General features: G+C 62.6%; 17 protein-coding genes. 12 read left to right on the top strand and 5 right to left on the bottom strand.

What is annotated here, in order from left to right; translation table 11 throughout:
• The 12 genes from nadD to HU715_RS16170 all read left to right on the top strand — a co-directional run bounded on the left by nadD (nucleotide 1) and on the right by HU715_RS16170 (nucleotide 12,277).
• Nucleotides 1-687 carry a nicotinate-nucleotide adenylyltransferase gene (nadD, locus tag HU715_RS16115; RefSeq protein ID WP_186706574.1) on the top strand — a complete coding sequence of 229 codons (687 nt, stop codon included), beginning with the start codon at nucleotides 1-3 and terminating at the stop codon, nucleotides 685-687.
• A gap of 71 nt (nucleotides 688-758) precedes the next feature.
• Nucleotides 759-1,253, top strand: coding sequence for a ribosome silencing factor (gene rsfS / locus HU715_RS16120; RefSeq protein WP_186706573.1), 495 nt, complete (start codon nucleotides 759-761; stop codon nucleotides 1,251-1,253).
• 9 nt (nucleotides 1,254-1,262) lie between these two features.
• Nucleotides 1,263-1,730, top strand: coding sequence for a 23S rRNA (pseudouridine(1915)-N(3))-methyltransferase RlmH (rlmH, locus tag HU715_RS16125; RefSeq protein ID WP_047229490.1), 468 nt, complete (start codon nucleotides 1,263-1,265; stop codon nucleotides 1,728-1,730).
• A gap of 10 nt (nucleotides 1,731-1,740) precedes the next feature.
• Nucleotides 1,741-3,636, top strand: a complete 1,896-nt coding sequence (gene mrdA, locus HU715_RS16130; RefSeq protein WP_186706572.1) for a penicillin-binding protein 2 — start codon at nucleotides 1,741-1,743, stop codon at nucleotides 3,634-3,636.
• 31 nt (nucleotides 3,637-3,667) lie between these two features.
• Nucleotides 3,668-4,771, top strand: a complete 1,104-nt coding sequence (gene rodA, locus HU715_RS16135) for a rod shape-determining protein RodA (RefSeq protein WP_186706612.1) — start codon at nucleotides 3,668-3,670, stop codon at nucleotides 4,769-4,771.
• A 17-nt stretch (nucleotides 4,772-4,788) separates the two neighbouring features.
• Nucleotides 4,789-5,799: a lytic murein transglycosylase B gene (gene mltB, locus HU715_RS16140; protein WP_186706571.1), complete on the top strand. Its 1,011-nt coding sequence runs from the start codon at nucleotides 4,789-4,791 to the stop codon at nucleotides 5,797-5,799.
• Nucleotides 5,799-6,824 carry a septal ring lytic transglycosylase RlpA family protein gene (locus HU715_RS16145; RefSeq protein ID WP_186706570.1) on the top strand — a complete coding sequence of 342 codons (1,026 nt, stop codon included), beginning with the start codon at nucleotides 5,799-5,801 and terminating at the stop codon, nucleotides 6,822-6,824. The genes mltB and HU715_RS16145 overlap by 1 nt, the downstream gene beginning before the upstream one ends.
• A 308-nt stretch (nucleotides 6,825-7,132) precedes the next feature.
• Nucleotides 7,133-8,290, top strand: a complete 1,158-nt coding sequence (locus HU715_RS16150) for a D-alanyl-D-alanine carboxypeptidase family protein (protein WP_186706569.1) — start codon at nucleotides 7,133-7,135, stop codon at nucleotides 8,288-8,290.
• A gap of 81 nt (nucleotides 8,291-8,371) precedes the next feature.
• Complete coding sequence (locus tag HU715_RS16155; RefSeq protein WP_053125656.1) at nucleotides 8,372-8,647, top strand: DUF493 domain-containing protein; 276 nt, start codon at nucleotides 8,372-8,374, stop codon at nucleotides 8,645-8,647.
• The gene (lipB, locus tag HU715_RS16160) at nucleotides 8,647-9,294 is read left to right on the top strand and encodes a lipoyl(octanoyl) transferase LipB (protein WP_186706568.1); all 648 of its coding nucleotides are present in this window, start codon (nucleotides 8,647-8,649) and stop codon (nucleotides 9,292-9,294) included. The genes HU715_RS16155 and lipB overlap by 1 nt, the downstream gene beginning before the upstream one ends.
• Nucleotide 9,295: 1 nt before the next feature.
• A complete protein-coding gene (gene lipA, locus HU715_RS16165) occupies nucleotides 9,296-10,318 on the top strand; it encodes a lipoyl synthase (RefSeq protein ID WP_014340371.1) in 1,023 nt (340 codons plus the stop codon).
• Nucleotides 10,319-11,344: 1,026 nt separating this feature from the next.
• Complete coding sequence (locus HU715_RS16170) at nucleotides 11,345-12,277, top strand: S66 peptidase family protein (protein WP_186706567.1); 933 nt, start codon at nucleotides 11,345-11,347, stop codon at nucleotides 12,275-12,277.
• A 129-nt stretch (nucleotides 12,278-12,406) separates the two neighbouring features.
• Here the strand turns inward: HU715_RS16170 and HU715_RS16175 are convergent, their stop codons facing one another.
• The 5 genes from HU715_RS16175 to leuS all read right to left on the bottom strand — a co-directional run bounded on the left by HU715_RS16175 (nucleotide 12,407) and on the right by leuS (nucleotide 18,576).
• Nucleotides 12,407-13,729 (bottom strand): lytic murein transglycosylase, encoded by a 1,323-nt coding sequence (locus tag HU715_RS16175; RefSeq protein ID WP_186706566.1) that lies wholly within the window; start codon nucleotides 13,727-13,729, stop codon nucleotides 12,407-12,409.
• A 72-nt stretch (nucleotides 13,730-13,801) separates the two neighbouring features.
• Entirely contained in the window at nucleotides 13,802-13,966 is a 165-nt protein-coding gene (arfA, locus tag HU715_RS16180; protein WP_030140368.1) for an alternative ribosome rescue factor ArfA, read from the bottom strand.
• 230 nt (nucleotides 13,967-14,196) lie between these two features.
• Nucleotides 14,197-15,234, bottom strand: a complete 1,038-nt coding sequence (holA, locus tag HU715_RS16185; protein WP_186706565.1) for a DNA polymerase III subunit delta — start codon at nucleotides 15,232-15,234, stop codon at nucleotides 14,197-14,199.
• A gap of 39 nt (nucleotides 15,235-15,273) precedes the next feature.
• Entirely contained in the window at nucleotides 15,274-15,879 is a 606-nt protein-coding gene (locus HU715_RS16190) for an LPS-assembly lipoprotein LptE (protein WP_186706564.1), read from the bottom strand.
• A gap of 90 nt (nucleotides 15,880-15,969) precedes the next feature.
• Complete coding sequence (gene leuS, locus HU715_RS16195; RefSeq protein ID WP_186706563.1) at nucleotides 15,970-18,576, bottom strand: leucine--tRNA ligase; 2,607 nt, start codon at nucleotides 18,574-18,576, stop codon at nucleotides 15,970-15,972.
• Nucleotides 18,577-18,763: the final 187 nt, after the last annotated feature.

Genomic DNA, 18,763 nt, shown 5'->3' on the forward strand with positions numbered 1-18,763 from the left:
TTGGGCGACCTCGAACCGCCGGCCTCTGTGACGACGACAACCCCGCCCCGGCGCATCGGTATCCTGGGCGGCACGTTCGACCCGGTGCACATCGGCCATTTGCGCGGTGCGCTGGAAGTCGCCGACGCCCTGGCCCTCGATGAGCTACGCCTGACGCCCAGCGCCCGGCCGCCTCACCGGGATACGCCGCAGGTGTCGGCCCGGGACCGCCTGGCGATGGTCGAGTGCGCGGTGGCCGGTGTGGCACCGTTGGTGGTGGACGCCCGCGAATTGCAGCGGGACAAACCGTCCTACACCATTGATACCCTGGAGCTGATGCGCGCCGAACTGGCCGTTGATGCCCAGGTTTTCCTGCTTCTGGGCTGGGACGCATTTTGCGGCCTGCCCACTTGGCATCGCTGGGAAGAGTTGCTCCAGCATTGCCACATCCTGGTGTTGCAACGCCCGGATGCCGACAGCGAGCCGCCGGATGCCTTGCGCAACCTGCTGGCGGCCCGCTCGGTGAGCGACCCGCTGGCCCTGAAAGGGCCGAGCGGACAGATTGCATTCGTCTGGCAGACGCCGCTCGCGGTATCCGCCACCCAGATCCGTCAACTGCTGGCCAGCGGTAAGTCGGTACGTTTCCTGGTGCCCGACGCGGTCCTGGCCTACATCGATGCGCACGGGCTGTACCGTGCGTCGAACTGAAAAAGGCGCGCTTCAAGGCACGTGAATGCGTGTAGCGAAGCGCCCGAACATACGAGCAAAACGAGTTTTATATGACTGACAAAGACGTAAACAAAGTAAAGCGCAAGGGCACGTTCAAGAGCGCCCCGCTGCCTGTAGAAGTCCACACCGGCGTGGCGCTGGTTGGCGAAGAACTGGTCAAGGTGGCCGTGGCAGCCCTGGAAGACGTCAAGGCCCAGGACATCCAGGTGATCGACGTTCGTGACAAGCAGAGCATCACGGACTACATGATCATCGCCACCGGTACCTCCAACCGCCAGATCGGCGCGATGCTGGACAAGGTCCGCGAAGCGGTCAAGGCCCAGGGCGTCAAGCCATTGGGTGAAGAAGGCAAGGGCGACAGCGACTGGGTCCTGTTGGACATGGACGATGTCATCGTGCACATGATGACCGCCTCGGCGCGCCAGTTCTATGACCTGGAACGCCTGTGGGCCGGTGCCGAGCAGAGCCGTTCGGCCAGCGCGGCGCACCACAGCCCGGAAAACCCCCATGAGCACTTCACCAAGCTCAACAAAGACCAGCAATAAGGGACCGCTGTGCGACTGCGCCTGATCGCCGTCGGTTCTCGCATGCCCAAGTGGGTGGAAGAAGGCTGGCATGAATATGCCAAGCGTCTTCCGTCCGAGCTGGCCCTGGAACTGGTGGAAATTCCGCTCAACACCCGTGGCAAGAACGCCGACGTGGCGCGCTTCATCCGCCAGGAAGGCGAAGCCATGCTGGCCAAGGTCGGGCCGAACGAGCGCATCGTCACCCTCGAAGTCCACGGCAAGCCCTGGAGCACCGAGCAACTGGCGGTGGAGCTCGATCGCTGGCGATTGGACGCGCGCACGGTCAACTTCATGGTCGGTGGCCCGGAAGGGCTGGCGCCGGAAGTCTGTGCCCGGGCGGACCAGCGCTGGTCGTTGTCGCCGTTGACGTTGCCGCACCCGCTGGTGCGGATCCTGATCGGCGAACAGCTGTATCGTGCCTGGACAGTCCTGTCCGGGCACCCTTACCACAAGTAATCCTGCCCTCATGCCCCAGCCGATCCGCATCAAGGACCACGAAAAAGACGCCCGCCTGGTGCGTGGTCGCGTCGTGTTCGGCGCTATTGCGGTGGTGACGCTGATTGGCGTGCTGATCGCGCGGTTGTATTTCCTCCAGGTGATCCAGTACGAGTATCACTCGACCTTGTCGGAGAGCAACCGCGTACACGTACAGCCGATTCCGCCGACCCGCGGGCTGATTTTCGACCGCAATGGCGTGGTGGTGGCGGACAACCGACCCAGCTTCAGCCTGAGCATGACCCGCGAGCGTTCCGGCGACTGGCAGAAAGTCCTCGACGTGATCGTCGAAGTGCTGCAGTTGACGCCCGAGGACCGGGCGATTTTCGAGAAGCGCATGCGCCAGGGCCGGCGTCCTTTCGAGCCGGTGCCGATCATGTTCGAGCTGACCGAAGAACAGATCGCCCTGATCGCCGTGAACCAGTTCCGCCTGCCCGGCGTCGAGGTGGTGGCGCAGTTGGTGCGGCATTACCCCCAGGGGCCGCACTTTGCCCACTCGGTCGGCTACATGGGGCGGATCAACGAGAAAGAGCTCAAGACCCTCGACCCGGTCAATTACAGCGGCACCCACCATATCGGCAAGACCGGCATCGAGCGCTTCTACGAGCCCGAGCTGCATGGCCAGGTGGGTTACGAGGAAGTCGAGACCAATGCCCGCGGCCGCGTATTGCGCGTGCTCAAGCGCACCGACCCGATTCCCGGCAAGGACATCGTCCTGAGCCTGGACATCAAGTTGCAGGAAGCCGCCGAAGCGGCGCTGGGCGGCCGGCGCGGCGCGGTGGTGGCGCTGGACCCGAACACCGGCGAAGTGCTGGCGATGGTCAGCCAGCCTAGTTTCGACCCGAACCTGTTCGTCACCGGCATCAGCTTCAAGGCCTATGCCGAGCTGCGGGACTCCATCGACCGGCCGCTGTTCAACCGTGTGCTGCGCGGCCTCTACCCGCCGGGCTCGACCATCAAGCCGGCCGTGGCGATTGCCGGGTTGGATGCGGGCGTGGTCACCGCGTCGAGCCGGGTCTACGACCCGGGGTATTACCAACTGCCGAACTACGACCACAAGTACCGCAACTGGAACCGCACCGGTGACGGCTACGTGGACCTGGAAACGGCGATCATGCGTTCCAACGACACCTACTTCTACGACCTGGCCCACAAGCTGGGGATCGATCGGTTGTCGTCCTACATGAACAAGTTCGGCCTCGGTCAGAAAGTCTCCCTGGACATGTTCGAGGAGTCGCCCGGCCTGATGCCGTCCCGGGAATGGAAACGGGCGACCCGCCGCCAGGCCTGGTTCCCGGGCGAAACCCTGATCCTGGGGATCGGCCAGGGCTACATGCAGGCAACGCCCTTGCAACTGGCCCAGGCCACGGCGCTGGTGGCGAGCAAGGGCAAGTGGTATCGCCCGCACCTGGCCAAGACCATCGAAGGCCAAAAGCCGGTGGACCCGGACCCGATGCCGGACATCATCCTGCGCAATCCGGCGGACTGGCAGAGGGTCAACAACGGTATGCAGGCGGTGATGCACGGCGCCCGAGGCACTGCGCGCAAGGCGGCCCTTGGCGCGCAATACCGGATTGCCGGCAAGAGCGGTACGGCCCAGGTCGTCGCCATCAAGCAGGGCGAGAAGTACGACCGCTCCAAGGTCCAGGAACGCCACCGCGACCACGCCTTGTTCGTCGGTTTCGCGCCAGCCGAGAACCCGAAGATCGTCGTGTCGGTGATGGTCGAGAACGGTGAATCCGGTTCCGGCGTCGCCGCGCCGGTGGTGCGCCAGATCATGGACGCCTGGTTGCTGGATGAGCACGGCCAGCTCAAGCCTGAATACGCAAGCCCCATCACTGCGGAGGCTACGGCCCGTGAAGAATAATTTCGACCGGATCCTGTCCAGCGAAGATGTGATGCGCCGCCGCGCCACCTTGCTGCAGCGCATGCACATCGACGGCCCGTTGCTGATCCTGCTGCTGACCCTGGCCGCCGGCAGCCTGTTCGTGCTGTATTCGGCCAGCGGCAAGAGCTGGGACTTGCTGGCCAAGCAGGCCACCTCGTTCGGCATCGGCCTGGTGTCGATGATCGTCATCGCCCAGCTCGAGCCGCGGTTCATGGCGCGCTGGGTGCCGGTGGCCTACATCGTCGGCGTCGGTTTGCTGGTGGTGGTGGACATCATGGGCCACAACGCCATGGGCGCCACCCGCTGGATCAACATTCCCGGGGTCATCCGCTTCCAGCCTTCGGAATTCCTCAAGATCATCATGCCGGCGACCATTGCCTGGTACCTGTCCAAGCGCTCCTTGCCGCCACAGCTCAAGCATGTATGTGTCAGCCTGTTGCTGATCGGCATTCCGTTCATCCTCATCGTGCGCCAGCCGGACCTCGGCACCTCGCTGCTGATCCTGGCCGGCGGCGCCTTCGTATTGTTCATGGGCGGGTTGCGCTGGCGCTGGATCCTCAGCGTGATCGCCGCCGCCGTGCCGGTGTCGGTGGCCATGTGGTATTTCGTGATGCACGACTACCAGAAGCAGCGTGTCCTGACCTTCCTCGACCCGGAAAGCGATCCGCTGGGCACCGGCTGGAACATCATCCAGTCCAAGGCCGCCATCGGTTCCGGCGGCGTATTTGGCAAGGGCTGGCTGATGGGCACCCAGTCGCACCTGGACTTTTTGCCGGAAAGCCACACCGACTTCATCATCGCCGTGATGGGCGAGGAGTTCGGCCTGGTGGGCATTTGCGTGCTGCTGCTGATCTATTTATTGCTGATCGGCCGGGGGTTGGTGATCACCGCCCAGGCCCAGACATTGTTCGGCAAGTTGCTCGCGGGCAGCCTGACCATGACGTTTTTTGTTTATGTTTTCGTCAACATCGGTATGGTCAGTGGCCTGTTGCCGGTCGTGGGGGTGCCGTTGCCTTTCATTAGCTACGGAGGAACTTCGCTGGTGACACTACTGTCAGCGTTTGGGGTTTTGATGTCGATTCATACGCATCGCAAGTGGATCGCGCAGGTTTGAATAAGGTGAAGAGTTCAATGCAAGCAATGCGTGGCTGGTCGACGCGATGTGCGCCGTGGATCGGCCTGGTCGGCTTCCTGGGCAGTGCGTCGCAGGCCTTGGCCGGTGAATACGAAGGCTCGCCACAGGTGGCCGAATTCGTCGGCGAGATGACCCGCGACTACGGTTTCGCCGGTGAACAACTGATGGGGGTGTTTCGCGAGGCCGAGCGCAAGCAGTCGATCCTCGACGCGATCTCCCGGCCCGCCGAGCGGGTCAAGCAGTGGAGCGAGTACCGGCCGATGTTCATCACCGAGGCGCGTGTCGCCCGGGGCGTGGACTTCTGGCGCCAGCACGAGGCGGCCCTGGCCCGTGCCGAGCAGGAATACGGCGTGCCGGCCCAGTTCATTGTGTCGATCATTGGCGTCGAGACCTTCTTTGGCCGCAACACCGGGAATTTCCGGGTGATCGACGCGCTGTCGACCCTGGGCTTCGATTACCCGCCGCGTGCCGAGTTCTTCCGCAAGGAGCTGCGCGAATTCCTGCTGCTGGCCCGCGAAGAACAGGTCGATCCGCTAACCCTCAAGGGTTCCTACGCCGGGGCCATGGGCCTGCCGCAATTCATGCCCAGCAGTTTCCGCGCCTACGCGGTGGACTTCGACGGCGACGGCCACATCAATATCTGGACCAACCCGACCGATGCCATTGGCAGTGTCGCCAGCTATTTCAAGCGGCACGGCTGGGAACCCGGCCAGCCGGTGGTCAGCCGGGCCGATGTGCGCGGCGAGCAAGTGGACCAGGGCCTGACCGAGGGCATCGAGCCGACGAAAACCGTCGGGGAGTTGCGGGCGTTGGGCTGGTCGAGTCATGATGCGCTGCGTGACGACATGCCGGTCACCGCGATGCGCCTGGAAGGCGAACAGGGCCCCGAATACTGGATGGGCCTGAAGAATTTCTACGCGATTACGCGTTATAACCGCAGCGTGATGTACGCCATGGCCGTATATCAACTGTCTGAAGAGCTGGTCAAAGCACGGGGCGTCAAATAATGCGGGCATTGCCTACCTATCAACCCCTGAAAACCAAGCCTTTCAAGCTGGTGGCGCTGGCCGCGCTGTCGCTGCTGGTCGTCAGTTGTTCGACCAGCCGCGCGCCGGTCCAGAAAAACACCACCGCCGTGCGCGCCACGCCGGGCCTGGACATCAACCGGGCCCACAAGGACGGCGCGCCGTGGTGGGACGTGGACGTCTCGCGCATTCCCGACGCCACGCCGACCCTGCACACCGGCCCCTACAAGGCCAACCCCTATACGGTGCTGGGCAAGACCTATTTCCCGATGGCCGAGTCCAAGCGCTACGTGGCCTCGGGCACGGCATCCTGGTACGGCACCAAGTTCCACGGCCAGAACACCGCCAACGGCGAAGTGTACGACCTGTACGGCATGAGCGCGGCCCACAAGACCTTGCCGCTGCCCAGCTATGTGCGGGTGACCAACCTGGACAACAACAAGACGGTGATACTGCGGGTCAACGACCGTGGGCCGTTCTATTCCGACCGCATCATCGACCTGTCGTATGCGGCGGCGAAAAAACTCGGTTACGCTGAAACCGGCACTGCCCGGGTGAAAGTCGAAGGCATCGACCCGCAGGAATGGTGGGCCCAACGTGGCCGTCCGGCGCCTTTGATGCTCAACGAGCCGAAAGTGGCGCAAAATGCCGCGCCCACCGTGACGGCGTCCACCGGCACGGTCGAGCAGTGGACACCGCCGCCGCAGCAACACGCCGCGGCCGTGCTGCCGGTGCAGATCGATGCAAAAAAAAACGCTTCTGCAACGGCGTCTGGCCAGTTTCTGCAAGTGGGCGCGTTCGCCAACCCGGACGCTGCCGAGCTGCTGAGGTCGAAGCTCAGCTCGATGGTGAGCGCCCCGGTGTTCATCAGCTCGATCGTGCGCAACCAGCAGACACTGCATCGGGTACGCCTGGGGCCGATCGGTTCTCCGGGTGAAGTCCAGAAGGTGCAGGACAGTGTGCGCCTGGCCAATCTCGGTTCGCCGAGCCTGGTCACCGCTGAGTAATTGATTGAGGCCCGCTTGCGGTTGGAGCGGGTCAGGTTGTTGGCTCCATGAATAACAAAAGCCCGGCAAGGGCAGTGAGTGAGCAACTTAAATACGCGGCAGCCCGAGGGTTTGTATGAAAAGTCGCCGAGCGGCGATCAGGCAAGGCGAAAACAGGCGAGGAAGCGGAGTTGACTGGTTGTCAATGAGCATTCCGAGCCTGTTTTCAACGCAGCATGATCGTCGCGCAGGCACTTTTCATACAAAGCCTGAGGTTGCCTGTTTTAGTTCTGCCTTCGGGCAGTCCCATTAGCGATTTCGAGAGACGGATGAACATCACCACCTTTGCCAAACGCCTTTGCCTGCTAGTCCCGCTGCTTCTCTCACCGGCCGCGTTCGCGGTCGAGATGATGCCGGCGCCCCCTCAATTGGCTGCTAAATCCTTTGTGCTGATGGATGCCAGCAGCGGCGAGGTGCTGGTAGAGAACAACGGTGACCAGCGTCTGCCACCGGCCAGCCTGACCAAGCTGATGACGGCCTACATCGCCACGCTGGAAATCCGTCGTGGCCAGATCGGTGAAAACGATCCGGTGACCGTCAGCGAAAACGCCTGGCGCACTGGCGGTTCGCGGATGTTCATCAAGGTCGGTTCGCAAGTGACTGTCAGCGACCTGCTGCACGGCATCATCATCCAGTCCGGCAACGACGCCAGCGTCGCCCTGGCCGAGCACATCGCCGGCAGCGAAGATGCGTTCGCCGACATGATGAACAAAACCGTGGCCGACCTGGGCATGACCAACAGCCACTTCATGAACCCCACCGGCCTGCCGAACCCTGAGCACTATTCGTCGGCTCACGACATGGCGATCCTGGCCCGGGCAATCATTCATGAAGACCCGGCGCACTACGCCATCTACTCCCAGAAGGAATTCTTCTGGAACGGCATCAAGCAGCCTAACCGCAACCTGCTGCTGTGGCGCGACAAGACCGTCGATGGCCTGAAGACCGGCCACACCGACGAAGCCGGCTACTGCATGGTGTCCTCGGCTGTGCGTGACGGCATGCGCCTGATCGCCGTGGTCTTTGGCACCAGCAGCGAAGTGGCCCGTGCCGCCGAGACCCAGAAGCTGTTGACCTACGGCTTCCGTTTCTTCGAAACCCAGACCTTCTACCAGAAGGGCACCGAACTGGCCCAGGCCCAGGTCTGGAAAGGCTCGACCAACCAGGTCAAGGCTGGCCTGGCCCAAGACCTGACCATGACCCTGCCTAAAGGCCAGCTCAAGAAGCTCGCTGCCAGCATGACCATGAACCCGCAACTGACCGCTCCCATCGCCAAGGGCGACGTGATCGGTAAAGTCGAAGTCAAACTGGACGACAAAGTGGTGCACAGCGCTGACCTGATCGCTCTGGACGCGGTCGAGGAAGGTGGTATCTTCCGCCGCATCTGGGATAGCATCCGTCTATTCTTCTACGGCTTGTTCAACTGATTGAAGTGTTGACCTGCATGGCCTCGCTCCCTTCCGGAGCGGGGCCATGTGCGTTACCACGGCTTACGAGGCCGTTACGCCATGACAGACTCCGAAGTAAAGGCGCCAAAAATCGAATTCCCCTGCGCGGATTACCCGATCAAGGTAATCGGCGACACCGGCGTGGGTTTCAAGGACAAGATCATCGCGATCCTTGAAAAACATGCCACCGTTGACCACAAGACCCTGGCCGAGCGCCAGAGTACCAACGGCAAGTACACGACGATCCAGTTGCATATCATTGCCACCGGTCAGGAACAGCTCTACGACATCAACAGCGAGCTGCGCGCCACCGGTTTCGTGCACATGGTGTTGTGATGCCGGGCACGCTGGGCTTTCGCGAGCTGGGCACGATGGCTTACGAGCCGGTCTGGCATGCCATGCAACGCTTCACCAACGAACGCGGCACCAGCGCCGACGATGAAGTCTGGCTGGTGGAACATCCGCCGGTGTTCACCCAGGGCCAGGCCGGCAAGGCCGAGCACCTGTTGCTGCCGGGGGAAATCCCGGTGGTGAAGGTCGACCGCGGCGGGCAGGTGACCTACCATGGTCCCGGCCAACTGGTCGCCTACCTGTTGCTGGATGTGCGCAAGCTGGGGTTTGGCGTGCGCGAGCTGGTCACCCGCATGGAGACGTGCCTGATCGAGCTGTTGGCCAGCTATGGGGTGACGGCGGCGGCCAAGCCGGATGCGCCGGGCGTCTATGTCGACGGGGCGAAAATCGCCTCCTTGGGATTGCGAATCCGCCACGGCTGTTCGTTTCATGGCCTGGCGCTGAACGTGGACATGGACCTTGCGCCATTTCGACGGATTAATCCCTGTGGCTACGCGGGACTGGCGATGACCCAGTTGAGCGAGCATGCAGGATCGATTGAATTTGCCGAGGTAAGTGCCCGGCTGCGCGCGCAGCTCGTCAAACACCTCGACTATGCTGAGCAGACGACCCTTACGGGCGGAATCGACTGATATGACTACTGATGCAGTGCAAACCATGATCCCGACGCTGGACGTCACCGAGCGTCCGGCCCCGCGTGCCAAGGTAGAGGCCGGCGTCAAGCTGCGCGGCGCCGAGAAGGTTGCACGCATCCCGGTCAAGATCATCCCGACCACCGAATTGCCGAAGAAGCCTGACTGGATCCGCGTGCGCATCCCGGTGTCCCCGGAAGTCGACCGGATCAAGGCCCTGCTGCGCAAGCACAAGCTGCACAGCGTCTGCGAAGAAGCCTCCTGCCCGAACCTGGGCGAGTGCTTCTCCGGCGGTACCGCCACGTTCATGATCATGGGCGACATCTGCACCCGTCGTTGCCCGTTCTGTGACGTCGGCCACGGCCGTCCGAAGCCGCTGGACACCAACGAGCCGGAAAGCCTGGCCATCGCCATCGCCGACCTGAAACTCAAGTACGTGGTCATCACCTCGGTGGACCGCGACGACCTGCGTGACGGCGGTGCCCAGCACTTTGCCGACTGCATCCGCGAGATCCGCAAGCTGTCGCCGAACGTCCAGCTGGAAACCCTGGTGCCCGATTACCGTGGCCGCATGGACATCGCCCTGGAAATCACCGCCGCCGAGCCGCCGGATGTGTTCAACCACAACCTGGAAACCGTGCCGCGCCTGTACAAGGCCGCGCGTCCGGGTTCGGATTACCAGTGGTCGCTGACCTTGCTGCAGCGCTTCAAGCAGATGATGCCGCACATTCCGACCAAGTCTGGCTTGATGCTGGGCTTGGGTGAGACGGATGAGGAAGTTATCGAGGTCATGAAGCGCATGCGTGAGCATGACATTGACATGCTGACCTTGGGCCAATATCTGCAGCCTTCCCGTAGCCACTTGCCGGTGCAGCGTTTTGTGCATCCGGATACCTTTGCCTGGTTTGCCGAGGAAGGGTACAAGATGGGGTTCAAGAACGTGGCTTCGGGGCCGTTGGTGCGGTCTTCGTATCATGCGGATGAGCAGGCTAAGTTGGTCAAGGCTGAGTTGCTCGGGTCCTGATTTTTTAGCGTTGGTTTTTGGGGTGGTGTGTATATCCGTTTCTTCGGTAACGGCTACTTTTGGTTCCGCCCTTACGGCGGGTCACTTTTGAAAAGCGCAAAAGTAACCAAAACGCTCTTGCCCCACCACTCGGTGCCTCGCCTAGGCTCGGCATGCCTGAACGAAGGCATTGCTCCGTGGGCCCGCCGCGAAGGGCCATCCATGGCCCAGCGTGGCTATCCCGGCATCCATGCCGGGATACCCACTCCACAATGCCTGCGTTCGGCCATCGTGGTTAACGGGGCGCCCCAGATCAAGATCAAGATCAAAAGCCAAAGCGAGGCGGCCTGATAGCCGACCTGGCTCTGGCAGTCGTACTTCGATCCAATTGTGGGAGCGAGCTTGCTAGCGAGGGCGGTGGGTCAGTTTGCGGTGATGTTGGATGTGCCGGCCTCTTCGCGAGCAGGCTCGCTCCCACAGGTTTTTGCGGTGTATATGGGTTTTGTGTCCGCTGAAGATCTAATGTGGGAGCGAGCTTGCTCGCGAGGGCGGTGGGTCAGTTTGCGGTGATGTTGAATGTGTCGGCCTCTTCGCGAGCAAGCCCGCTCCCACAGGTTTTTGCGGTATATATAAGTTTTGTGTCCGCTGAAGATCCAATGTGGGAGCGAGCTTGCTCGCGATAGCAGTGGTGCAGCCACATAAAATGCCAGCCCCGACCGCTTTTGATCTTGATCTTGATCTTGATCTTGATCTGAGACGCCCCGTTAAACCACGCTGGCCGAACGCAGGCATTGCGCAGTGGGCATCCCGGCATGGATGCCGGGATAGCCGCGCTGGGCCATGGATGGCCCTTCGCGGCGGCCCACGGAGCAATGCCGGAGTGAGGGCACACCGAGCCTAGGCGAGGTGCCGAGTGGTGGGGCAAAGCGTTTTTGGTTACTTTTGGCGCTCTTCCAAAAGTGACCCGCTGTAAGAGCGGAACCCTAAGTGGCCGTTACACAAAAAACGGATATACACACAAAGCACGCCGAAAAAACCGGGAACCCCATGGCCCTAACCCCACACCACCCAGTCCCAGCTCTCCCTATAGAAGGCCTGATCGGAGTGATAGCCCCAGCCGGCCCCGCCCCCCTGGACACCGAAAAAGCCACCCAATGGATGCGCGCAAGGGGCCACGAACTGCGCATCTTCCCAGGCGTCTACGAAAAAGACGGCTACCTCGCCGGCAGCGACGACACACGCCTCAACGACCTGCACGCCGCCTTCGCCGACCCAGAAATCAAAGCCATCATCTGCCTGCGCGGCGGCTACGGCACCCCCCGGCTGCTGGATCGCATCGACTTCGACCTCATACGCCGCAACCCCAAGCCATTCATAGGCTACAGCGACATCACCGCCCTGCACCTGGCCATCAACCGCTACACCGGCTTCGTAACCTTCCACGGCCCACTGCTCAACGCCGACCTCCTGGGCGACAAGGAGCCCCCAACCGTCACCTCGTTCTTCAGCCTGCTGCGTGGGCAAGTAAAGGCCGGCAGTGCGCTGAACCATCCTGCGGCCTACCCATTGACCACCGTCGGGCCGGGCATCGCCCACGGACGTCTGCTGGGTGGCAACCTGTCGATCATCGCCGCGACCATGGGCACGCCCTATCAGATCGACGCCGAAGGGGTGATCCTGTTCATCGAAGATGTCAACGAACCGCTGTATCGCATCGATCGCCTGCTGACTCAATTGCGACTGGCGGGCACCCTGGCGAAGTTGCGCGGGGTCCTGGTAGGGGATATAGCGGGGGTAGACCTCGAGGCGTTGAACCGGTTGCTCAAGCAGACCTTCGCACCGTTGCGCATCCCGGTGTTGTCCGGCTGGCGCAGCGGGCACTGCGATCCGAACCTGACCTTGCCCATGGGGGCATTGGTGACGCTGGATGCGGGAGAGAAGCGGTTGGTGTTGGAGCAGGATGTGGTGGTCAGCCGCTAATCATGTAGCGCCTGCAAGTCAGTCTTCGCGAGCAAGCCCGCTCCCACAGATGATCGCGTTTCTTCATGAGAACACGGTCGAATGTGGGAGCGGGCTTGCTCGCGAAAGCGGTAGCCGCCATACGCCCATTCAGCGCTTGCGCAACGCCTCAAGCAGTTGGTGCGTCGGATACCCATCCGCCGGCCAGCCGAACGACTGCTGGGCGCTGCGGATCGCTTTGCGGGTGTTGGCGCCGATGATGCCGTCGGGGTTGCCCGCGTCGTAGTTGTGCTTGCCCAGCAGGGTTTGCAGTTCCACGCGTTCGCTGCGGCTCAGGGGCAGGTCTTCCTTTGGCCATTGGCCATAGACCAACCCCGCACCGCTGAAGCGCTTCGACAACAACCCGACCGCCAAGGCATAGGACGATGAATTGTTGTACTTGAGGATGGCGCGGAAGTTATCGAAGATCAGGAACGCCGGACCGCGATGGCCAGCCGGCAGGAGCAAGGACGCCGAGAGCTGCTTGTCCTCGGGGGCGATCGGCAAGCCGCCATATTCTGCAACGCCTAGCCGCATCCATTCGGAGACAGGCTTGCGGATCGTGCCATCGGCCAGCGTGTAGTCGAAGCCCTCGTTGAGCGAGACCTCGAACCCCCACGGCTGCCCGCGCTGCCAGCCGGAGCTTTGCAGGTAGTGCGCGGTCGAGGCCAGGGCGTCGGTGGAGCTGCCCCAGATGTCGCGGCGCCCGTCGCCGTCGAAATCCACTGCATGGGTGTTATACGTGGTGGGAATGAACTGGGTCTGGCCCATGGCACCGGCCCAGGAACCGAGCATTTTTTCCGGTGTGATATCGCCCTGTTGCAGGATCTGCAGCGCGGCGATCAATTGCGCATGGGCAAAGCCCGGGCGCCGTCCTTCGTAGGCCAGGGTCGCCAGGGAGTTGATGACCGACTTGCTGCCCTGGAACTGGCCGAAGTTGCTCTCCATGCCCCATACCGCCACCAGCGCCTCGCGATCGACGCCATAACGCTGCTCGATGCTTTGCAGGATCTGGGCGTGCTGTTGGATCAGGCTCTTGCCCTTGTTGACTCGCAGTGGCGACAGCGCGCCGTCGAGGTATTCCCACACGGGACGGGTAAATTCCGGCTGGCTGCGGTCGGCCTTTATCACGCTCATGTCCGGGCTGACGCCGACAAACGCGCGGTCGAACAAATCGGCACGGATCCCGGCGGCCAGCGCTTCCTTGCGAAACCCGGCCTGCCATTCAGCAAAGGTCTGGGTGGGCGCAATCACCAAGTCGTCACCGGTGGGCACCACGGGCGGCACGATGGCAGGCGCGGTCACGACGGGAGCTGTCGGGAGTGGTTGGGCGTCGGCGGCGGTAGGTTTTTCGGCGCAGGCGACAAGCAGGACAACGCTTGCGGCAACAATCATTTGGCGCAGTGGCCAACGATGGGAAAGACAGAAGGGCATGCACGGGTCCAGAAATACAAATCAGGTGCTGACCTTATCATGCGAAAGGGGCGTAGGGCTTGTCCGAGTGTTTCAAGCGGCCAGAAAGCAAGAAGCCTCCCAGTTGTCAGACTGGAAGGCTTCGCGGCGGTAGCTGCCCTTGCCCTTGGCGGGTCGTTCCTGGCGGCTGCGGAACAGGGGCTGGGCGACGATGGACTTGGCCTTGTTGGGGCCATGCCTGGATGGCTTTTTGCTCATGATGGGATCTCTCGTGGGGTGGTTTTGCGGGGCAAATCATGGGACAGAGTTGGGTGGTTGTCCAGTCCCTGCATTGCGTAGGAAATGTCATCTGAGGTGAAGCGCTTTTGTGGCGAGGGAGCTTGCTCCCGCTGGGCTGCGCAGCAGCCCCCCAAAAAACAGGGCCGCTACGCGCCCCAGCGGGAGCAAGCTCCCTCGCCACAAAAAGCTCTGCGGGCGGAAGAAATTGCTTACTCGGCAGGCAAGGGCAGCCGCTGCCCGGCCATCAACAGCGACAACCGACTGAGGCTCATCCACGGCGAGCCCGCGGCCTGGCCCTTGATCTGCGCGTCGATGCGTTGGGCCTCGAGCAGCAATTGCGCCCAGCGCGACGCGGAATAACGCTGCAGGGCCTTGCTCATCAGCGGTTTGCGCTTGTCCCACACGGGCGGGCGGGCCTGGCTGAAGGCTTTGTCCAGCGGTACGCCCTGGCTGTATTGCAGGGACAGGTTGGCCAGCAGGCGCAGCTCCCGAGCCAGGGCCCAGAGGATGACCGGCGGCTCGACGCCTTCGCCCCGCAGGCCTTCGAGCATGCGCAAGGCGTGGGCGGCTTCGCCGTTGAGGATCGCATCGGTCAGCCCGAAGACATCGAAGCGCGCACTGTCGGCCACGGCGGCCTGCACCGTTTCCACGGTGATCTGCCCGCCCTCGGCCATCAGCTTGAGCTTTTCGATTTCCTGGGCAGCGGCCAGCAGGTTGCCCTCGACCCGGGCGGCAATAAGCTCCACTGCGTCCTGGGTGGCCGAGAGGCCCGCCTGGGACAGGCGCTGACGAATCCAACTGGGCAACTGGCTGACGTCCACCGGCCAGATCTGCACGAACTGGGTCTGCGGGCCTTCCACCAGGGCCTTGCCCCATTTGGTCTTCTGCGCGCTGCCGTCAAGTTTCGGCAAACTGATGAGTAGCACCGTGTCTTCGGCCGGGCGCGAGCAATATTCGATCAGCGCGGCGGCGCCCTTGTCACCGGGCTTGCCAGACGGCAAGCGCAGTTCCAGCAGGCGTTTTTCGGCGAACAACGACATGCTCGCCCCGGCTTGCAGCAGCGTGCCCCAGTCGAAACTGGCATCGGCGGCGAAGACCTGGCGTTCGTCGAAGCCTTGTTGGCGAGCGGCGCAGCGGATGGCGTCGGCGGCTTCCTGGCACAGCAGCGGGTCATCGCCGCTGATGATGTAGACGGGCGCAAGCGCGCCTTGCAGGTGTTTGCCGAGTTGGGCGGGAGCGAGCTTCATAAGAGAAGGCGAGCGGGGCGCCGGAGCGCCCCGCAAGGCTTATTCAGCCGGGATCTGCATTGGCGACTGCTGCGGGGTTTCCGCTTCAGCCTTGCGTGCCGCTTCCAGCGCTTCGGCTTCGGCCTTGGCCTTGGCGTCGGCGGTCTGTTGCAGCTGGTCCAGTTGGGCCGGGCTCAGCTGTTGCAGACGCAGCATCATGCGTTGCACGAGGTCACGACGCATTTCGTCGCGCACTTCGCTCGACTCCTGGTCGGAACCGGTGATGTTGTTGCCGTCGTGCAGGTAGACCTTCTGTACCTCCAGCTTGTCGTCCAGCAGCACCAGATCGTTCTGGCCGCGGATTTCATAGCTCAGCACGTTGTTCAGTTCGTATTCGGCCGAACGACCGGCGCCGGCATAGCTCAGGCTGCGCTGGCTTTGCTGTTCACGGGTCAATACCAGCTTGTACGGCGCTCCGCCGTAGACTTTCACGCCGCTGTTTTCCAGGTTGTCGCGCAGCATCTTGACGGTTTCGCCATAGGCGTCCCGTGCGCTGAGGTCCAGTTCGTTGATCGCCAGCTCGGTGGTGCCGGTGCCGCGCAGTTGGAAGCCGCAGGCGCTCAACAGGACCGCCAGGCCCACTACCAGCAGATTACGTTTGATCATCTTGTTGCTCCCCTTGAACCCTATGGGGGTCGACCAGGCGACCCCGCAGGTTGTATTCGGCGCCAGGCTCGAGCCAGGCGCCCGATCCAATTAGCTTGCGACGATGTTGACCAGCTTGCCGGGCACGACGATCACTTTGCGAATCGTCAGGCCATCGACGAAGCGCAGCACGTTTTCGTTGGCCCGTGCAGCGGCTTCGACTTCTTCGCGAGTGGCGGCGGCCGGCATTTCGATCTGGCCGCGCAACTTGCCGTTGACCTGGATGACCAGGGTCAGGCTGTCCTGCACCAGCGCGGTTTCGTCCACCAGCGGCCAGCGTGCATCGATCACCGGGTCGGCGTGACCCAGTTGATTCCACAGCTCGTGGCTGATGTGCGGCGTGATCGGCGCCAGCAACAGCGTCACGGCTTCCAGGCCTTCGTGAATCAGTGCGCGATCCTGCTCGGTGCCTTGGGCGGCTTTTTCCAGCACGTTCATCAGCGTCATCACCTGGGCGATGGCGGTGTTGAACTTGTGGTTCTGGCCGACGTCATGGCTGGCCTGCTTGATGGCCAGGTGGATCGAGCGGCGAACGGCTTTCTGCTCGTCGTTCAGGCCGGCGACGTCCAGTTTGCCCGGCAGGCCCTGGGTGACATGGGCTTGGGCCAGGCGCCAGACGCGCTTGAGGAAGCGGTGCGAGCCTTCGACGCCGGAGTCGGACCATTCGGCGCTCATGTCAGGTGGCGAGGCGAACATCATGAACAGGCGGCAGGTGTCCGCGCCGAACTGATCGATCATCGACTGTGGGTCGACGCCGTTGTTCTTCGACTTGGCCATCTTCTCGGTGCCGCCGATTTCCACCGGCAGGCCGTCGGCGATCAGCTTGGCGCTGATGACCTTGGCCTTGCTGTCGCGTTCGAGCTCGACGTCGCTCGGGTTGAACCAGGTGTAGGCACCGTTGGCTTCGCGACGATAATAAGTCTCGGCGATCACCATGCCTTGGGTCAGCAGGTTCTTGAACGGCTCGTTGGAGCTCACCAGGCCTTCGTCGCGCATCAGCTTGTGGAAGAAGCGCGCATAGAGCAGGTGGAGAATGGCGTGTTCGATGCCGCCGATGTACTGGTCCACTGGCAGCCAATGGTCAGCCGCGGATTTTTCCACCAAGCCACCTTCATAGTGCGGCGAGGCGTAGCGGGCGTAGTACCAGGAGGACTCGACGAAGGTGTCCATGGTGTCGGTTTCGCGCTTGGCTGGCGCGCCGCATTTCGGGCAGCTGCACTCATAGAACTCAGGCATGCGTGCCAGGGGCGAACCGGCGCCGTCGGGTACGACGTCTTCCGGCAGGACCACAGGCAGTTGGTCTTCCGGCACCGGTACGTCACCGCAGGTGTCGCAATGCACGATCGGGATCGGACAGCCCCAGTAGCGCTGGCGGCTGATGCCCCAGTCACGCAGGCGGAACTGGGTGCGCGAGGCACCGAGGTTCTTCTTGATCAGGGCGACTTCGATGGCGTCGAACGCACCGGCGAAATCCAGGCCGTTGAACTCGCCGGAGTTGATCAGCTCGCCGTGTTCGCCGTAGGCGTCCTGCCAAGGTGCCGGGGTCTGGTCGCCGGCGCTGGTGCGCACCACCGCTTTGACCGGCAGGTTGTACTTGTGGGCGAATTCGAAATCACGCTCGTCGTGGGCCGGCACGGCCATGACCGCGCCGTCGCCGTAGTGCATCAGCACGTAGTTGGCGACCCACACCGGCAGCTTCTCACCGGTGAGCGGGTGCTCGACGAACAGCGACGTCGGTAGGCCTTTCTTCTCCTGGGTGGCGACGTCGGCTTCGGCGACGCTGCCGCCTTTGCATTCGGCGATGAACGCCTGCAGCTCAGGGTTCTTGCGGGCGGCCAGGGTCGCCAGCGGATGCTCGGCGGCCACGGCCACATAGGTGGCGCCCATCAGCGTGTCGGGGCGGGTGGTGAAGACTTTCAGGGTGCCGGCTTCGCCGATGGAGGCGACGTCGTACGGGAACTGGACTTCCATGCCCCGGGACTTGCCGATCCAGTTGCGCTGCATGGTCTTGACCTGCTCGGGCCAGCCGGTCAGCTCGTCGAGACTCTCCAGGAGTTCATCCGCATAGGCGGTGATCTTGAAGTAGTACATCGGGATCTCGCGCTTTTCGATCAGCGCGCCGGAGCGCCAGCCGCGCCCGTCGATCACTTGCTCGTTGGCCAGTACGGTCTGGTCCACCGGGTCCCAGTTCACGGTGCCGTTCTTGCGGTAGATCACGCCTTTTTCGAACAGGCGGGTGAACAGCCATTGTTCCCAGCGGTAGTAGTCGGGCTTGCAGGTGGTCACTTCGCGGGACCAGTCCACCGCCAGGCCCAGGCTGCGCAGCTGGGATTTCATGTAGGCGATGTTTTCGTAGGTCCACTTGGCGGGCGCCACGTTGTTCTTCATCGCGGCGTTTTCCGCCGGCATGCCGAAGGCGTCCCAACCCATGGGTTGCAGGACGTTCTTGCCTTGCATGCGCTGGTAACGGGAGATCACGTCGCCGATGGTGTAGTTGCGCACGTGCCCCATGTGTAGCTTGCCGCTGGGGTAAGGGAACATCGACAGGCAGTAGTAAGTCTCCTTACCTGGCTGTTCACTGACTTCAAAGGACTTTTGCTCGTCCCAGAACGACTGGGCGGCGGCTTCGATTTCACGGGGCTGGTAGTGTTCGTGCATGGCTACTTTTGTACTGAATGGGGTGGCCCAATCCTCTTCGTGGCGATGCTGGGCGCAGACGACGCCGAATGTGGCGTTTTCGATGCCCAGCCAAGCTGGAAGTGGAGTTACAGGAAGCGCCGTAGCATACATGACCGCGCTCTACCGAGGGAAACCTTAGATTGCGTGTCGACCATCGACGACCCCA

Source organism: Pseudomonas zanjanensis (assembly GCF_014268745.2).
GTDB lineage: Bacteria > Pseudomonadota > Gammaproteobacteria > Pseudomonadales > Pseudomonadaceae > Aquipseudomonas > Aquipseudomonas zanjanensis.